The sequence below is a fragment of the Nocardia sp. N2S4-5 genome (assembly GCF_044628355.1).
GTDB lineage: Bacteria > Actinomycetota > Actinomycetes > Mycobacteriales > Mycobacteriaceae > Nocardia > Nocardia wallacei_B.
This window is the reverse complement of sequence record NZ_JBIUPM010000001.1, coordinates 6,444,008-6,460,909: the sequence shown is the minus strand read 5'-3', so window position 1 is coordinate 6,460,909 and position 16,902 is coordinate 6,444,008. Positions and strand designations below refer to the sequence as shown.

Genomic DNA, 16,902 nt, shown 5'->3' with positions numbered 1-16,902 from the left:
GCGTCAGCCGCCCTGAGCTGCCCGGGTCGGCCGGTCGATCCGCTGACTCGGGCTTGTTTCATCTCCCGGGTCGACACCGATGTCGTCGGCGAGGGTGATGAAACCGCGGCAGCGGCAGCGGAGGTCGTAGGCGCACAGGGTCCAGTCGTCGGGGCCGACGCCGGGGACGGTGCTCGCCCGGCCGCGGCACACCCCCACGGTCGGGTCGTGGGCTACGTAGAGGTGGCCGCAGAGTTCACAGCGGCGGCGCGACACTTGTCGCGAAGTGACAACGAGCCAGGCCACATACGAGAATGCGGCTGCCACACCGACGAGCTGTAGCAGTTGTGACGAATACATTCTCTGCCCTCACCTTTTTCGATCGACCGCGATGCGGCGCACTTGCCGACCTCCACGTTCAGAGTGACCCACCGGCGACCGGATGAGATTGTCCGATTCGCACAATCTGCCAGAGTGTCGTTGGGGATGCCGTACAGTCACCGGAGGCAGTGTGAGTTCGTGCAGCAGGAGTAGCGGTCGGTAGCGATGGTCAAGTTGGATCGCCTGATCAACATCCTGGGCAGGTACGGCACCCGGCTGCACGGGCACGCGGCGGCGCGCGACACCGAGCTGCACAGCGTGACGGTGCACGACCCGGTGCGCCCGCACTCCGCCGTCGGTGACGTTTTCCTCGCCGTGGGCATCGCCGATCTGCATGAGGCCGTCGCACTGGCCGCGCGCACGCGGGCCATGCTCGTCGTCGCCCGGACCACCGAGCAGCCCAGCCGAACTCTCATCGACACGCTCGAAAAGGCCGGTACCGCACTACTTCTCGCGGATCCGGCGGTGTCGTGGAGCCAGATCGCGTCGGTGGTCTACGGATTGGTGCTCGAGGGCCGCGAGACCGAATCGGGCCGGGGGCCGAGCGACCTGTTCGCCCTCGCCGACACGCTCGCCGCCACCCTCGACGCACCGGTGACGATCGAGGACCAGCTGTGCCGGGTGATGGCGTATTCGAGTACGCCGCACGACACCGATCCGGTCCGATTGGACACCATCCTCGGCCGTCGCATGCCGGACCACGTGCGCGGCCTACTCGAACAGCAGGGCGTGTTCGACCACCTGGCGCGCACCGACGCCCCGTTCCACATTCCGCCGTCACCCGAGCACGGGCTGCGGGGACGCACGGTGGCGGCCGTCCGGACCGGACGCGAGCTGCTGGGATCGCTGTGGATCTCGTCGGAGGACCCCCTCTCCCCCACCCAGTCGCGGATCCTGGAGGACGGCGCCCGCACGGTCGCACTGCATCTGCTGCGGTCCCGGGTCAGCGCCGATCTGGAGCGGCAGGTCGAATCCGAGCTGGTGATCCAGCTCTTGGAGGGCAGCCCGGACGCCGAGGCGGTCGCCGGCAAACTCGGCATACCGGCCGAGCATCTGCGCGTGATCGCGCTGCAAGCGCACACGGAACTGGAGCGGCACGCCGGGATTCTGCTCGCCTTCGAACGGGCCACCACCGGGTTCGGCTGGTCCCGGGTGGGACGCAGCACGCTGTTCGGCAACACGGTCTACACCCTGCTGCCGACGGGCGACGATCCGGCGCAGGCCTATCGCTGGGTCCGGGATCTGGCCGCCGGGCTGCCCGCGCACATCGAGATATTCGCCGGGATCGGCGGGCCCGCGAATCTGCGCGAGGTCGCGGCGAGCCGTCAGGAGGCCGACGAGTGCATGGCGCTGCACATGAGTTCCGGTGATCCGGTGCCGGTCTGTTACGACACCGCGTGGGACCGGGTACTGATTCAGCGGTTGAAGTCGGTGGCGTCGAAAGGCCGTCTGCCCGCGCGGGATCCGGTCGCGCAACTGGCGGATTACGACGCCCGCAACGACACGCACTACCTCCCGACACTGAAATCGTGGCTGGAGGCGCACGGCGAATTGTCCGCGGCCGCAAAGATGTTGGATGTTCACCCCAACACCGTGCGCAACCGCATCAACCAGATGAGCCGGATCGTCCCGCTGCACCTGAACGATCCGCAACAGCGCGTCGCCATGCTGATCGCGCTGTCGGTCCGCTCCCCCGACTCTCCTTCGGAGTAGAACGACCGCGCCTGCGTGCGGTCGAAACCCCTGCGGCACAACGGTTCAAGATGTCGTGTGAGCCGTAAGATCGTCGAGCAGGATCATGACCTCACCCTGTCGCTTGACCACCTCCGTGAGCCGCACCCGCAGACCGAGCAATTCGGCGCCGGTGATCGCGGACTCCGCCCGGTGCCGCACGCGCTGCCATTCGCCGTGCGCGGAGACGTTGCCCAGCAACAGATCCCGCGACTCCTCCGCGATCCCGATGCGCGCGTACACGTCGATCGAGGCGTGCGGCGAACGCACCCACAGGTTCACCGCGTCGAGCTGCCCGGCGATCGCGAGCGCCCGGCCCGGCTTGGCCACCAACTCGACCTCCAGCCCGTCGGTCGCCGAACGAACCAGCAGGACCAACGCCCGGTGATCAGCCCCCGCGGCGCCGTCGCTGTAGACGCCGGGCCGCTTGGCGGGCGCTCCCTCGGCGAACGTGGTCAGATGCGTACGGCTCGCCCCGTCGCCGGTGATCTCCCACTTCCCCTTGTCCTCGAAGTCGTCCAACAGCACCTCGACCGAGGCGTCCGACATCGTCACCCTCCCTGTGCTCCGCAACCGATTCCGGCCGCATGAACCCTACCCGCGGTCGGCGCGAGGTTCATCGGACATCAGGTAGCCAGTACCGGGAAAGCTTGCGACGCGACAGGATTCAGCCGGTGAACCGGAATCCGTCAGTCCTCCTCGGCCGGAAGCGCACCGGCTTTCACCGCGCGAACCAACTCCTCGTGGTCGGCCTCGGTGCGGTCGGCGTAATCGAGGGCGTAGCGGGCATAGGCCGAGTCCATCTTGTCGCCGTCCGCGCAGTAACCGGCCAGAATGCGCGGGTCGATGGAGCGGCTGTGCGCGCGGGCCAGCAGAGCGCCGGCGAGGCGGCCGTAGTCGTCGAGATGGTCGCGCTTCAGCTCCGTGACCTCGATGGAACCCTTGCGATTTCGGAACTGCCGCACGATGTACGGGCGCTCGCCGATCGTCGCCCAGCCCAGCAGAATGTCGGTCTCGGCCTGTACCAGCCGCGCGCCGTTCACGATCCGCCGGCCCTCGTGCGGCACCGGAGCGAGGCCCAGTGCCTGCTGCAACGCGCTCGGCCGGGCCTGCTTGGCCTGTAGCACCAAAGCCTCGTCGCCGTTGCCGCGCAACAGGATCAGATAGTTGCGCAGTCCGACGCTGCCCGTGCCGACCACCCGGAACGCCACGTCGCACGCCGTGTACCGCCGCACCAGATGCGCCCGCGACTCGCGGAGGGTGTCCACGTAATCGTCCAGTGCGGCTACGACCTCATCGGCCGTCGCATCGGGCACCTCGGTCAGCACGGGCGGGTCGGCGACGAATCGCCACTGCCCGCCCTCGGCGCTCGTCGTCTTCGCCGCGACCTTCGCGCTGGTGTTCTTCTTCGCCTTCCCGGCGGCCTTGGCGAAGTCGTCGAGCAGTTCGTCGGCCTCGACTCGGTCGATCACCGACTCGTCGCCCAGCGCCGTCCACGATTCCAGGAACGGCAGCCGCGCCAGGTGGTCGATGGTGCGGCGGTAGCTGCGGGCGGCGTCGTGCGCGGCCTCGCGACAGCCGTTCTCCGACACTCCGCCCACCCGGCCCGCCAGCACCAGGCTGGCGGCCAGTCGCTTCAGGTCCCACTCCCACGGGCCCGGCGCGGTCTCGTCGAAGTCGTTGATATCCATGACGATCCGACCGTAGGAAGTGCCGTACAGCCCGAAGTTCGCCGCGTGCGCGTCGCCGCACAACTGCGCGGTGAGGCCACTGCTGGGCGTCGCGGCGAGGTCACCGGCCATCAGGGCGGCGCTGCCGCGGAAGAACGCGAACGGCGACTCGAGCATGCGCCCGACCCGCAGCGGAATCAGCTCGGGTACCCGATCGGCATTGCTCGCGTGCACGAAATCGACGATCGGCGGACGGTCGTCGGGCAGCGCGAGTTCCCGATGTTCGCTGTGATCGTCGTCCTCCCGCAGCGCGCGGCCGCGGGCGTACGCCTCCTCCGGATCCAGCCACTGGTCGAACATGCCCGCTCCTCGCTGTCTGCCGTCGCACGGTCAACGTGCGGGCGGGCGAAGCGGGTTCCGCGCAGCGGCTCGGGCATCGCCGGGATCACATCGTCACCAACTGCCGTCGGCGTTGCCCGCCTTCCACTCCGACCACGGGATGTTCCAGTCGCCCAGCCCATCGATGCCCGACAGCGTGTCGCCCACCGTGTTCTTCACGATGGCGATATCGCCGCGTTTGGCGTTCTCGTAGACCCAGCGCGCGTCGGCGGGACTGAGATTCAGGCAGCCGTGGCTGGTGTTCGAGTAGCCCTGCGCGCCCAGTGACCACGGGGCGGAGTGCATGAAGATGCCGCTGTAGGACATCCGGGTCGCGTAGTCGACGGGTGTGCGATAGCCGTCGGGACCGGTCGCCGAGACGCCGTAGGTGGAGGAATCCATGATGATGTGGTCGAACCGGTCGCTGATGATGTAGATGCCGTTGTTCGTGGGCGCGGACGCCTTGCCCATCGAGGTCGGCATGCTGCGGATCACCTCTCCGTTGCGCTCCACGACCACCGTCTTGGTGTTGTCGTCCGCGGTGAAGACGGTCGGCTCGCCGATCGTGAACGCGGAGTGGATGTCGCTGTCGCCGATCAGGCCGTTGCCGAGATTCTTGCCGTAGGTGTCGACGTCGACGTTGACCCGCGTGCCCGCCGCCCAGAAGTGCTCGGGCCGCCACCGCACCTCGCGGTTGTTCACCCAGTAGAAGGCGCCCTCCACCGGCGGATTCGTCGTGATCTTGATCGCTTCCTGCGCGGCGCGCCGATCCGGGATGTTCTCGTCGAACTGCACGGCCACCGGCTGGCCGATGCCGACCACCTCGTCCTCACCGGGCAGCAGCCACGGGTGCGTGCGGTTGCGCGGCGACAGCGTCGTGAAGCTCAGCGCGGTCGAGGTCTTGCCGCCCAGCCCGACCGCCTCCGCCTGCAGCCGGTAGGTGCGGCCGAAGCCGAGTTGCTCGCCCACCTGCCAGGACTGCCCGTCCGGCGCGACCTGCCCCGGCACCTGGACGCCCTCCGGATTGACCAGCGTCACCGAGGCGAGCTTGCCGTCCTCGGCGCGGAGTTGCAGCGGCACGCCCGGGGACACCCCCGCCTCGCCGTCCTTGACCGGCACCACGAGCTTGGGTTTGATGAGGTCGGCCACGGGGTTGGGCTCGATCGCGGCCTTCGTGCCGTCGGCGCCCGAATTGCTGCACGCGGTGGCCGCCAGCCCCAGCACGGACAGTATCGCCACTGCCCCCAGCATCGTCCTCGACCGCCGTCGACCCCGCCATATACCCATGTCCAACCCCGTTTCATGTTCTCGGCGCCGCCGGGCCGCCCCGGCATGCTGCTCAACCCACCACGCTCGCGGGGATCGGTCGAGACCACGCCCCGCCTATTCTGCCAGCTGGAAGGGCCCGAAACGCGCAAACACGGCGGGCCCGCCGCATGGTCTGCCCCTTCATCCGTTCCCGGCCCCCATCCGTTAACAACCGGCGACACATTCCCTCCCCACCCCCACTGAACAGGCGATTTCACTTTCCCCACACCCGCCTGTTATGGTTTTCCCCGCACCGGAACGGAGCCCCCAGGGCCCCGCCACCGGGCCACGCACCAGCGCCATTAGCTCAATTGGCAGAGCAGCTGACTCTTAATCAGCGGGTTCGGGGTTCGAGTCCCTGATGGCGCACCATTAGCCCGTTACTGAAACACCGCTCAAAACGGCGCAAGCCGGGGCCGTGACCAGCAGCGTACCCTCGCCGCCCGACCGGGGTGGCGAGTCGCGTTTCTGGCAGATGCTGCCGGAGGATCCCTTCGGCCACCGCTGCGGCTGTAGCTTCGTCGTGGCCTCGTCCCCTCGCCGCGTATCCCGCTTGGACGACATGTACTGGGCGATCGTCGGCTGGATTCATGACCGGTGACCTTGTCTTCAAAGACGTACCACCGTTTGAGGATGGCTTGTACAACCGGCATGGATCTCGCAACCCGGGCCTCCCCTGTCGCTGGATCGAGCGACCGACGGGAATCACTGGACCTGACGGCGAAGGAGTCGCAGTTGCCAAATAGGCAGCGCCATCAGGCCGGGGATCTATGCCAGTTCGAACGACAAGTCGAAATTGTCCAGTCAGTTAGATCTCCGGCTTTGAGATCACATGATCATATTCTTATCCGACGTCCCAATCCCTTCTCTGAACAACATCCGCCCAGTCTGTTGAGATAATTGATCCGTCCGACCGGATCTGCGCGCCAATGTCGGTTGCCGAAGTGGTGATCGCGTAGACACGTTCACCGAATCCGGCCAAATCATCCGTAGGTATGCTTCTCGTGAGATCGGCTATTCCTTGTAGGAGACTCACTCGAAGTCCGAAGACTCCGAAATCTACCGCTTCCATCTGGATGCCCGAGTCCGCGACGTACGGTTGACCAAGGTTCAGAGCTTCCACGAAGGGGGCGTAATAGGAGTACAGATACCGGTCTATCGTCAAGTCATCAATCCGTATCGCATCTTCTGCGGATTCGTCGGGATCGAACGCGTCCACAACCAGGTTCTCCCCGGCACCTGGAAAGTGAGCGACGCACCCCAGCGCGAGGCTCGGTGGCGCTGACTCGATCGACAGCACAGAACGTTTCTGGTCCACGAGCTTGCCGCGAAGCGCTCTCTCCATACCCCGAGAGCGCCCTTTCGCTTCAGCAACAATCCAACCCGCCGGGGATCGCCCGATGTAGTCTGCCCGCTTTCGGCCGGCTCGGAACCTCATGCCATATGTCGACCAGTAGCGATCGATGTGAAGGAGGTGGTCGACATGTAGAACCTGGCGACAGAAGATATCCGTCATGGCCGTCCCAAGCGCGTAAGACAGGCCAACCAGCTCCGATCTGTCCAATTCATGTGCAAGCCGTGAGCGAGTAAGCCCGCCGTGGGGGCGACGACGAATATACGCCGGGATGACAGCTGAGCGGTGCAGGAATTCCCACAGTGATGCCCCGCCATGACCGAATCGGTCACCAGGAGCACGCCCGGCGGTGAACATGGCGTGTGCAAGTTCGTCGGCACTGAAAGTCATCGAACCATGGGGTGCAATAGCAGCCGGGAATGAGAACGCGTTGTAATTCACCTCGAAGGTCGGCATCGCCGGAACTCGCATCACAGTCTTCCCCCGTTGTTGCTGGCTTTGTCATTGCGGCTGCCTCAGAGTATGACAATCGTTAGCATTCTGCCCGTTGATCACGCCCTTTTCGTAATGCCCGGCGCGACGGCCGATCCCGTGTTGTGCTGCCGGATGCAACCGACTTCGTTGGACCGGATTGGCATCGTCTACCGCACGGTCTCGGCCGAGCACGCGAGTGGTCCGGCCGAACGTGCGGGGCTCGGCGCGCTGGGCCGGCCTCCGAGCACGCCGGGCCGGATCCGGCCCCGGAGGCGGATACCGACGGCTATGTCGTCGTTCCGCGAGGCGCTCGGCCGCCGCCGGCGAACGGTCCGACAATGCAAAAGAATGCAGTGTGAATGCTTGCCGGGGTCGCTGCGTTCGCGTACTGTCATTCATTGTGTTGCTCACGCCGGAGCCGACACTCTTTGCGCGGCAGCGGTTTTGGGTGCGGGAGCCGATGCATACCGGAGGTGGGATCGTGTGCGGGGCATAATCCTGGCCGGAGGGCACGGCACTCGGCTCACGCCATTGACTCAGGTCATGTCGAAACAGCTGCTGCCCGTCTTCGACAAACCCATGATCTACTACCCCTTGTCGGTGCTCCTGCTGGCGGGCATCCGCGAGATTCTGCTGATCAGCACCCCTCGCGATGTGGGCCACTTCCAGACGTTGCTCGGCGACGGGCGCCGTCTCGGCATAGCGGTGCACTATGCCGTGCAGGCCGAACCGAACGGGCTCGCCGAGGCATTGCTCATCGGGCGCGGATTCGTCGGCGACGGCCCGGTGGCCTTGATCTTGGGCGACAACATCTTTCACGGGCACAACCTCGCCCGAATTCTGCAGGAGAGCATCGAGAAACTGAACGGTGCCACCCTGTTCGGCTACTCGGTGGCCGACCCGGAACGGTACGGTGTCGCGGTCTTCGACCGGGACGATCGCCTGATCGACATCGTGGAGAAATCCGATCGACCGCCCTCGTCGCTGGCCATCACCGGCCTCTACCTCTACGACAACGAGGCGCTCGACTACGCCGCGCAGTTGCGGCCGTCGGCACGCGGGGAACTCGAGATCACCGACTTGAACCGCCGCTTCATCCGGGAGGGCCGAGTCGAATTGGTGAACCTGGGCCGGGGCACCACCTGGCTAGACGCCGGCACCCACACCAGCCTGCTGGATGCCGGGAACTACGTGCAGGTCATCCAGAACCGGCAGGGTGTGCGAATCGCCTGCGTCGAGGAGGTCGCGTATCGAATGGGCATGTTGGACCGGGACGGTCTGGCGGCGGCGATAGCGGCCGTCGGATCGGCCTCGGAGTACGGAAAGTACCTGGAGCGAATACATCTGGAAGCCACCAGGTCGACGCGACCGATGTGACTGGAGGAGAGTGGGATGGGACCCACCGATCAGGCCGAACGCCTCATCCTGGCGGCAGGCTGCCGACCGGCAGACCTCGTCGCCGCCATCGAGGACATCGGCGCGCAGGCGGTCGGCGCGCTGATAGTCGACGAGTTGGTGTTCCGCTGTCGTCCGCCCACCAACGAGTACCGCATGGTGATCGATCTGGAACTGCGCCACGGCGGGGAAACATTCGGTCATTCCCTCGCCGTGCAATCGGGGCAACCCATCTGCGTGACCGCGGGGCGGGAGGAGACCGCGATCGCGCGTCTGGAGTTCGAGCTCGCCGACCTCGTCGCCGACCTGTACGGGCCACCGCGGGAGCGGGCCGCGGGCACCCACCGCACCGAATTGCGCTTGGCCGAGCCCGCGGTGCGCGCCGTCTATCTGCCGGTACTCGATCAGGCATGGCCCTCGATCGGGCGCGCGATCGACGCGGTGCTCAGCGGCCGCTCCGCCCGCTGCCCCGACCTCGGCGAGCTGGCGGTCCGATTCGGCTCCGACAAGTGGGGCACGGTGCACTGGTTCGCGCCGCATTACGAGATGCATCTACGGAGCCGCCGCGCCGATCCGATCCGGATTCTCGAGATCGGCATCGGTGGTTATCGTGACCCCGATGCCGGCGGCGAGTCGCTGCGGATGTGGAAGGCGTATTTTCCGCGCGCCATCGTTACCGGTGTCGATGTCTTCGCCAAGCGCGGCGTGGAACAGCCACGTATCCGCACCGTGCGCGGCGACCAGAACGATCCGGCCTTTCTGACCACGCTGGCGGACGAACACGGGCCCTTCGACATCGTTATCGACGACGGCAGCCACATCAACGAGCACATCCTGACCTCGTTCGACACATTGTTCGACCATGTCCGGCCCGGTGGTCTGTATGTCATCGAGGACCTGTGGACCACCTATTGTCCGGGGTTCGGCGGGGTCGCGGAACCGGTCTCGCCGCCGACGACAGCCATCGGAATGCTGAAGAATCTCCTCGACAAACTCCACTACGAGGAGCAGCCCGGCGATCCCGGCGCCTCGCCCGCCAATCAGGTGGTGGGTGTGCACGTGTATCACAATCTCGCGGTGATCGAGAAGGGAATCAACGCCGAAGGCGGTATCCCGCCGTGGATTCCGCATTCGTTCGACGCCATCGTCGGTAGCCCCGAAGGCGAGGATGTCGTCGATCGGGGGGCCCGATGAAGATTCTGTTCGTGCCGTTCGAATGGGCCACCCACTATTACGCGATGACCTCGCTAGCCTGGGCCGCGCGCGCGGCGGGGCACGAGGTCCGGGTCGCGGCGCATCCCAGCATTACCGCAGCCGTGACCGGCTCGGGAATGATCGCGGTGCCGATCGGCGGCCGCTCCGACCTTTCCGCCGGAATGACGGAGCTTCGGCGCTCGCCGGAATTGCAGCGGGCGCGCAGTGAGCTGAGCGGCGATGTCGGCGATCTGTGGAAGCTGCCCGACGACAAGCTGGCGCCCATCCTGGCCTTCATGATGATTCCGCACGTCCGGATCGCCGAGGACGCGACGCCGGACCTCGTCGAGTTCGCGCGCGCCTGGCGGCCCGAACTCGTCATCGGCGATCCCCTGATGTACGCCGCACCGGTGGCTGCGAGTGTCGTCGGCGCCCCACTCGTCCACCACCTGCTCGGCCCGGATTTCCTGCGCGTGATGCGTTTCCCGGGCCTCGGTGGTGACGCCGCGGTCGGCTGGCCGGAGGGTCTGCGGCGGCTCTACGACCGCTACGGAGTCGACATCGGAGCGGGCGCGGCCCTCCGCACGGTGGACCCGTGTCCGGAGCTGATTCAGGTGCCGGGAGTCCCCCGCCGGTCGCCGGTCCGCTTCGTGCCCTACAACGGGGCGGGCACAATGCCGCGCTGGTTGTCGGAACCACCTGCGCGCCAACGGATCTGCCTCACCTGGGGGACCAGCATGCAGGCCTTGAGCGGCGGCGCCGGGTCGCTGCTCCCCGAACTGCTCGAGGCGCTGCGCGGCCTGGATGTCGAGGTCGTCGTCGCGGTCCGCCCGCACGATCGAGATCAGCTGGGCGACCTGCCACCGAACAGCCGGGTGGTGGTGGACCTGCCGCTCGATATCCTGCTCCCGACCTGTGCCGCGATTCTCCATCAGGGCGGCGCGCAGACCATGCTCACCGCGGCGGCGCACGGTGTGCCACAGATCCTGGTGCCACAGATCATCGATCAGGGGCTGGTGGCCGAGCTGCTGACGAAGTCGGGCGCCGGGATCGGGCTGGATGCGAAGCACCTGCAACCCGGCCTGGTGCGGGAATCGGTCGGCGCGGCGCTGGGCGACGACGCCATCAGGAACGCGGCGGCCGAACTCAGGCGAGAGATAATGGCACAGCCCAGCCCCGCCGAGGTCGTGCGGTCGCTCGCGCAGGTGATTCGAGCGTGATCTCGGTCTTGCGCGACTGTTCCGCCGACATTGATGAATGCGTCCTGAATGCTGGTCGGAGGCACGGTCCCGTGCTACCTTCGCGTCGAGCGAGGGGAAGGAACGGGGCTTGATGCGATTCGGCAGCATCGTCTGGGGGAACGCCGGCGAAACCGGCACGGTCGCCATCGCGCCCGAGGCTCTCACCGACTTGAATCTCGATCAGATCTTCGCTGCCGCCGGTGGCGAATTGCACGCGGCGGTGCATGGGCGCCCACTGTCCGACGTGTCCGTCGTGCGGTATCGCCACGAGGTGTTCGACGATCTCCGAGACGACGCGGTCCGCGCGGTGTTCGATGCCTTCGTCGCCGGAATGCGTTCGGTCCGAAAGCATCTCGAGCGCGCCGAGCAGATGAAGAACTCCTACCAGCGAGACCGCTGGCAACTCGACGGCGAGGCGGTGTACGTCCGGACGCTCGAGGAGTTGCGCAACGCGCTGCACGAGCTGCCCCTGCGCGCTGCCGGGCTGCTGGACTGGCGCGCCTGGCTCGACGACCACCTGAACGGCGCGGAGTTCCGCGGGTTCGCGGACGACGGCGCGAGCGTGCGGACCGCGCTGGAGTCCCTCCGCTACACCATTCATGTCCAGGGCCGTCAGGTCGTCGTCGGGTCCTACGCGGGCCAGTCCGATTACAGCGAGGTGATCGCGGACGCGCTCGCCAGACTCCGTCCGGTGAACGATCCCCGCGGCCCGCGCGTCATCGACCCGTGGCCGGACATGAACGAGGTGGAGGAACAGATCCTCGCCACCGTTGCCGACCGTCACCCCCGCGAGTTCCGGCGGCTGGCTGAGCACGCCCGGCAGTACCGCGGGGTAATCGACTCGACGGTGGCGCGATTCGACGTCGAATTGCGTTTCTACCTCGACTATCTGCGGTTCGTCCAGCGGCTGGAGCGGCACGGCACACGGTTCTGCAATCCGGAGGTGACGGCGGATTTCACCGGCATGTTCGTCGAGGGCGGCTACGACCTGGCGCTCGCCAACACACTGGCCGGCGGGGACAGCGCGGTGGTGACCAACGACTTCCGGCTCGACGGGGCGGAGCGGGTGCTCGTGGTGACCGGTCCGAATCAGGGCGGCAAGAGCACCTTCGGCCGGATGTTCGGTCAGCTGATGTATCTCGCGGCTCTGGGCTGCCCGGTGCCGGGCACCCGGGCGCGGGTCATGCTGTCGGACGGACTGTTCACGCATTTCGTGCGCGAGGACGATGTCAACGATCCGGACGGCGCCCTCGCGCAGGAACTGTTTCGCCTGAACGAGATCCTGAACCGGCTCACGCCGCACAGTATCGTGGTATTGAACGAAAGCCTGAGTACCACGACGGCCGCCGACGCGGCCCTGCTCGGCGGGGAGGTGGTGCGGCGCATCGTTTCCTCCGGTGCGGTGGCCGTATTCGTGACATTCGTCGGAGAGCTCGCCGAATGGGGGCCGGAGGTGGTGAGTATGGTCGCAGGCATCGAATCGGGTGACGATCCGATCCGCACGTTCCGGATCGAGCGGCGCCCGCCCGACGGGCTCACCTACGCGGCGGCGGTCGCGCAGCGACACGGGCTGACCTACAACGCGATTCGGGAGCGGGTGCGATGATCACCGTCGGCCTGCTGCAACCACCGAACGGTGCCGGACGCCTCGCCCGGCACGGGGCGGCGATGCCCGTCGATCTCGGCCTGGACGAGCTGTACGCAGCCATGGCTCTCGGCGACAAGTTCGTTGCGCAGGTGGTGAAAGCCGTTGTGCCCGCGAGCCTCACCGACGTGGACGTGATCCGTTACCGGCAATCCGTCCTGGGCGACTTCCTCGCGACTCCCGAAATGCTGCACGACTTCTTCACCATCGCCACCGAGGCGGTTGCGGTGCGACGCTGGGGTTCCGGGCGCGGCGGTACACCCCGGGTGAAGCTCGGCTTGGCCCGGCAACCGCTCGAAGAACTGGCCGTCCATCTGCGTAGACTCCGGCAAACATGCGAAAAGTACGCGGGCGCATGCACTTCCGACGGATTGATCCGGCTGTGCTCCGTGCTGACGGACCTGCTCGACGAGGACTATCTCGTGACCCTCTCCGAGCACCTGGAGTCGCTGGACTTCGCCGACTACGGGATCATGTTCAGTGCGACTCTCGGCGCAGGTAACAAGCCGTACCGGGTCATGCTGCACGAGCCGCCGAAAGAGGTCAAACGCACATTGTTCGGTCCGCGCCGCGGCGGTACCGCATTCGAGGCGACCAGCAATTTCGAGCTGCCGCACGATCCGTTGATGGCGGTCATCGAGCCACCGCTGGATGCGGTCGCCGAGGTGGTGTCCCGCGCGACCGACAATGTTCAGGAGTTCTTCCGGTCGCTCCGCGCGGAGCTGGCATTCTATCTCGGCTGCCTGAATTTGCACGATCGGCTGCGGCGGGGCGGTGTTCCGATCTGCTTTCCGGAGCCGGCGGTCGGGAGCGACCCTGCGCTACGTGCGGAGGAACTGCGTGACACGTCGCTGTGCCTGTCATCGAATACCGTGGTGGGCAACAGCGTCGATGCCGCCGGGCGAACGCTGCTGGTGGTGACCGGAGCGAACAGCGGCGGCAAGTCGACGTTCCTGCGCAGCGTCGGCGTGGCCCAAGTCATGATGCAAGCCGGCATGTTCGTCACGGCCGGGTCGTTCACCGCCGACGTGCGCGAAGGTGTGTGGACGCATTTCGTGCAGCGCGAGGACTCGAGCATGACACACGGGCGGCTCGACGAGGAGCTCGCTCGAATCAGGGAGATCACCGACGAGCTCCGGCCCCGCGCGATGGTGCTGTTCAACGAGCCGTTCGCGTCCACGAACGATCAGGAGGCCGCGGTTATCGCCGACCCGATCGTCACGGCGCTCCTGGATTCGGGGGTGAAGGTCCTGATCGTCACGCACCTCTATGATTTCGTGCACCGGCGCTACGATGCCGGGCACCGTTCGGACCTTTTCCTGCGCGCCGAGCGCACGCCCGACGGCCGCCGTACCTACCGGCTGACCGTGGGTGCTCCGGAGGCGACCAGCCACGGCCAGGACATCTTCGCTCGCATCGTCGGCTACCGGCCGGGGGCGACCGGCGAGAGTTGATCTCGCGGGCACTGTGTTTCGACGGTGTCCGCCCACAGCAGCATCGGCGGACGTAGCCGGCGCCGCTCCGGATCGGTCAGCTGGCCGGCCAGGGCGAGAATATCGCGGCGCAGCTGAGCGGGGTTGAGCTCGTGGTACCGCCGAGTGAGCGCGGCCTTGGCGTGCTGGGGGACGTTCGGATTGTCGAGGAGCCGCTGATACGGCGTGCGCGCGGTGTCGTATCGCCGGACCACCTTGGTCCCGGCCCGATGCTTGGCCACGAGCTGTTGACGCGGCGAGAAGAAGTTTTGATGCAACCGCAGCTTCGCGTGAATCTCGTTGAGCAACAGCTGCTCTCGCTCATCGGTGGGACGAGGGAGCCGTGCCGGTGACAGCGACGCCGCGTCGGGCCGTAACCGTTTCCGGTCGTCGGCGAGCCTGCGGTCGATGGTCGCGGCCGACAACGCCGACAGTTTCGCCGCCGTCCGGTCATCGATGTCCAGCTCCCCGCAGGCGCGTAAGCGCGCCACCGCCTCGGGCAGGAACGGCGCCAACCGCTTACCGGACGGTGTGCCGAGCGCCAGCCATACCGTGCGCAACGCCTCGAATACCTCCGCGGAGTAGCTCGGTGGCCGAGGCCGCCGCCGCTGCTGGGTAACGGCTTTCGGATCCAGCGCGGCGCGCAGCTGCTTGCGTGCGTGATCGCGGTGCCAGCCGGTGCGCAGGCACAGTTCGGTCAGGATCGCATTCTTTCGGTCCTTTCCCGCGGCCCGATACCGCAGCGCCATCGCGTTGGTGACCATTTGTCGTCGACCCATCGTCCGGCACCGTCCCCTCCGCCTGAACCGGCTTTCACCTGATGTGATCCATCAATGTTGGCGTACTGTCATTTGTAGCGCGGCGCACCGCGGTCGGCAACACGTGATATCTGTTGTCACACAAAGATGCTCGGCGCCCGGTACTCTGATCTATTCCAGCGCCCGTAGGGATGGGAATGTCGCGCCCGCAATGCGTGGGCAGGATTGCGCGACAGCTCCTGTGCGACAACCTGATTGACGAGGGAAAGATGGAAGTGACCCGGCCGACACCCCAGGTCGACGACGTACCCGCCGCACGAACCGCCCGCGAGATTCTGCCGGTTCTGGGCAGCCTGCTGATCGCCCTGCTGCTGGCGATGCTGGACAACACCATCGTGGGCACGGCACTGCCCACCATGGTGGGCGAACTCGGTGGAGCGCAACAACTTCTGTGGGTGGTGACCGGATATACGCTCACCTCCGGAATCTCGACACTGATCCTCGGCAAGGCCGGCGATCTCCTCGGCCGCAAGGCCACCTTTCAGGCCTCGATCGTGTTGTTCCTGCTCGGCTCCGCGCTGAGCGGCGCGGCGCAGGACATGGGGCAGCTGGCGCTGTTTCGCGGCGTTCAGGGCATCGGCGCCGGCGGGCTGGTCGCGGGCGCGATGGCGATCCTGGGTGAGTTCGTGCTGCCCGCCGAGCGCGCCAGATACCAGGGGCTGCTCATGGCCATCATGCCGATCTCGTTGCTCGGCGGCCCGCTGGTGGGTGGTTGGATTACCGACAATGCCTCGTGGCGCTGGGTGTTCCTCGTCAATCTGCCGCTCGGAGCCATCGTGCTGCTGACCGTCTGGCGGACCGTGCACCTGCCGCCGCGGGAGCGGCCGAAGCTGGTGATCGACTGGCGCGGCGCCATCCTGCTGACCGTCTGGACCACCGCGCTGGTGTTGATCGGCAGCTGGGCGCATGCGCGCTACGCCTGGGATTCCTGGCAGATCCTCACCCTGGCAGCGGTGTTCGTCGTCGTGCTCGCGGTGTACGTCCGGGTCGAACGCACGGCCGTCGAACCGATCACGCCGCTGCACGTGCTGACCGGCCGGGATTTCGCACTGGCCAGCGTGCTCGCTTTCATCTCCGGCCTCGTCATGATCGCGGCGGCCGCCTTCATGGCGCCGTATCAGCAACTCGTGCAGGGACTCTCCGCGACCAGCAGCGGCCTGCTCGCCCTGCCCATCATGGCTCCCGCCGTGATCGTCAGCGCCCTGCTGGGCCAGATCATCGCACGCAACGGCAGGATACGGCTCTATCCGATCGTCGGCATGGCCTGTTCGGCCCTCGGCATGCTGCTGCTTGCCCTGATCAACGTGCAGACCGGTCAGACGGCGTTGATCGCGCGAATGATCGTGCTGGGCATCGGAATCGGATTCACCCTCCAGGTCCCGACCTTGATCGCACAGAACAGCGTCGGCCTGCGGGACATGGGTGCTGCGATGGGGATGAGCACCTTTCTGCGCACGATGGGTATGTCGGTCGGTGCGGCGGTGCTCGGCACGGTCTACGCGTCGCGATTCACCGCTACCGCCGATGAGCACGGCGGCCTCGGCCCGGGGGTACCCGCGGACGGCAACAACCTGACGCCCGAACGGGTCCACGCCCTCCCCGCACAGGTGCAGGATGTAGTGCACGACAGTGTCACGGCGGGCGTACAAGGCGTCTTCTGGGCCGGGATGGGTTGTGCCCTACTCGGATTCGTCGCATCGTGCCTGCTTCGAGATATCCGGTTGACCACCCGGCCGCGGCGGAAGGCGGAGGCCTCCGATCCGGCCGCGACGCGATCGAAATGACCTCGGAAGAATGCACAGGACACCGTCCGACCTCGCGAAAGACGTTGTGCTGCAAGCATTGATGGAACTCGAACAATG

The 16,902-nt window shown here is 66.6% G+C and carries 14 protein-coding genes and 1 tRNA gene; 9 read left to right on the top strand and 6 right to left on the bottom strand.

Translation table 11 applies throughout. The features are described 5' to 3' along the window. Nucleotides 1-3: 3 nt before the first annotated feature. Complete coding sequence (locus ACFMRZ_RS29875) at nt 4-339, bottom strand: hypothetical protein (RefSeq protein WP_280275787.1); 336 nt, start codon at nt 337-339, stop codon at nt 4-6. Nucleotides 340-525: 186 nt separating this feature from the next. On the opposite strand from ACFMRZ_RS29875, the gene ACFMRZ_RS29870 reads away from it, so the two are divergent. After that, entirely contained in the window at nt 526-2,073 is a 1,548-nt protein-coding gene (locus ACFMRZ_RS29870; RefSeq protein ID WP_400181629.1) for a PucR family transcriptional regulator, read from the top strand. A gap of 45 nt (nt 2,074-2,118) precedes the next feature. On the opposite strand, the gene ACFMRZ_RS29865 is transcribed toward ACFMRZ_RS29870, so the two are convergent. The 3 genes from ACFMRZ_RS29865 to ACFMRZ_RS29855 all read right to left on the bottom strand — a co-directional run bounded on the left by ACFMRZ_RS29865 (nt 2,119) and on the right by ACFMRZ_RS29855 (nt 5,426). Further along, nucleotides 2,119-2,640, bottom strand: coding sequence for a hypothetical protein (locus tag ACFMRZ_RS29865; RefSeq protein WP_400181628.1), 522 nt, complete (start codon nt 2,638-2,640; stop codon nt 2,119-2,121). A gap of 140 nt (nt 2,641-2,780) precedes the next feature. Continuing rightward, complete coding sequence (locus ACFMRZ_RS29860; RefSeq protein WP_400181627.1) at nt 2,781-4,121, bottom strand: DUF2252 domain-containing protein; 1,341 nt, start codon at nt 4,119-4,121, stop codon at nt 2,781-2,783. A 93-nt stretch (nt 4,122-4,214) separates the two neighbouring features. Continuing rightward, nucleotides 4,215-5,426 (bottom strand): Ig-like domain-containing protein, encoded by a 1,212-nt coding sequence (locus tag ACFMRZ_RS29855; protein ID WP_400181626.1) that lies wholly within the window; start codon nt 5,424-5,426, stop codon nt 4,215-4,217. 317 nt (nt 5,427-5,743) lie between these two features. On the opposite strand from ACFMRZ_RS29855, the gene ACFMRZ_RS29850 reads away from it, so the two are divergent. Both ACFMRZ_RS29850 and ACFMRZ_RS29845 read left to right on the top strand, forming a co-directional pair. After that, nucleotides 5,744-5,819: transfer RNA gene (locus ACFMRZ_RS29850), tRNA-Lys, on the top strand. A 46-nt stretch (nt 5,820-5,865) separates the two neighbouring features. Then, the gene (locus ACFMRZ_RS29845; RefSeq protein WP_400181625.1) at nt 5,866-6,048 is read left to right on the top strand and encodes a hypothetical protein; all 183 of its coding nucleotides are present in this window, start codon (nt 5,866-5,868) and stop codon (nt 6,046-6,048) included. Between the two features lie 243 nt (nt 6,049-6,291). Here ACFMRZ_RS29845 and ACFMRZ_RS29840 read toward each other — a convergent pair whose 3' ends face one another. Beyond that, nucleotides 6,292-7,257 (bottom strand): hypothetical protein, encoded by a 966-nt coding sequence (locus tag ACFMRZ_RS29840; RefSeq protein ID WP_400181624.1) that lies wholly within the window; start codon nt 7,255-7,257, stop codon nt 6,292-6,294. Nucleotides 7,258-7,758: 501 nt separating this feature from the next. Between ACFMRZ_RS29840 and rfbA the strand changes: the two genes are divergently transcribed. The 5 genes from rfbA (at nt 7,759) to ACFMRZ_RS29815 (ending at nt 14,204) form a co-directional block, all read left to right on the top strand. Then, nucleotides 7,759-8,652: a glucose-1-phosphate thymidylyltransferase RfbA gene (gene rfbA / locus ACFMRZ_RS29835; protein ID WP_280361377.1), complete on the top strand. Its 894-nt coding sequence runs from the start codon at nt 7,759-7,761 to the stop codon at nt 8,650-8,652. Nucleotides 8,653-8,667: 15 nt separating this feature from the next. After that, entirely contained in the window at nt 8,668-9,864 is a 1,197-nt protein-coding gene (locus tag ACFMRZ_RS29830) for a class I SAM-dependent methyltransferase (RefSeq protein ID WP_400181623.1), read from the top strand. Beyond that, complete coding sequence (locus tag ACFMRZ_RS29825; RefSeq protein ID WP_400181622.1) at nt 9,861-11,084, top strand: nucleotide disphospho-sugar-binding domain-containing protein; 1,224 nt, start codon at nt 9,861-9,863, stop codon at nt 11,082-11,084. The genes ACFMRZ_RS29830 and ACFMRZ_RS29825 overlap by 4 nt, the downstream gene beginning before the upstream one ends. Nucleotides 11,085-11,196: 112 nt before the next feature. After that, nucleotides 11,197-12,711, top strand: coding sequence for a DNA mismatch repair protein MutS (locus tag ACFMRZ_RS29820; protein WP_400181621.1), 1,515 nt, complete (start codon nt 11,197-11,199; stop codon nt 12,709-12,711). Beyond that, complete coding sequence (locus ACFMRZ_RS29815; RefSeq protein ID WP_400181620.1) at nt 12,708-14,204, top strand: DNA mismatch repair protein; 1,497 nt, start codon at nt 12,708-12,710, stop codon at nt 14,202-14,204. Before ACFMRZ_RS29820 ends, ACFMRZ_RS29815 begins: the two co-directional genes overlap by 4 nt. Here ACFMRZ_RS29815 and ACFMRZ_RS29810 read toward each other — a convergent pair. Continuing rightward, nucleotides 14,174-15,001, bottom strand: coding sequence for a hypothetical protein (locus ACFMRZ_RS29810; protein WP_400181619.1), 828 nt, complete (start codon nt 14,999-15,001; stop codon nt 14,174-14,176). The genes ACFMRZ_RS29815 and ACFMRZ_RS29810 overlap by 31 nt on opposite strands. Nucleotides 15,002-15,249: 248 nt before the next feature. Between ACFMRZ_RS29810 and ACFMRZ_RS29805 the strand changes: the two genes are divergently transcribed. Next, nucleotides 15,250-16,824: an MDR family MFS transporter gene (locus ACFMRZ_RS29805; protein WP_400181618.1), complete on the top strand. Its 1,575-nt coding sequence runs from the start codon at nt 15,250-15,252 to the stop codon at nt 16,822-16,824. Nucleotides 16,825-16,902 lie beyond the last annotated feature (78 nt).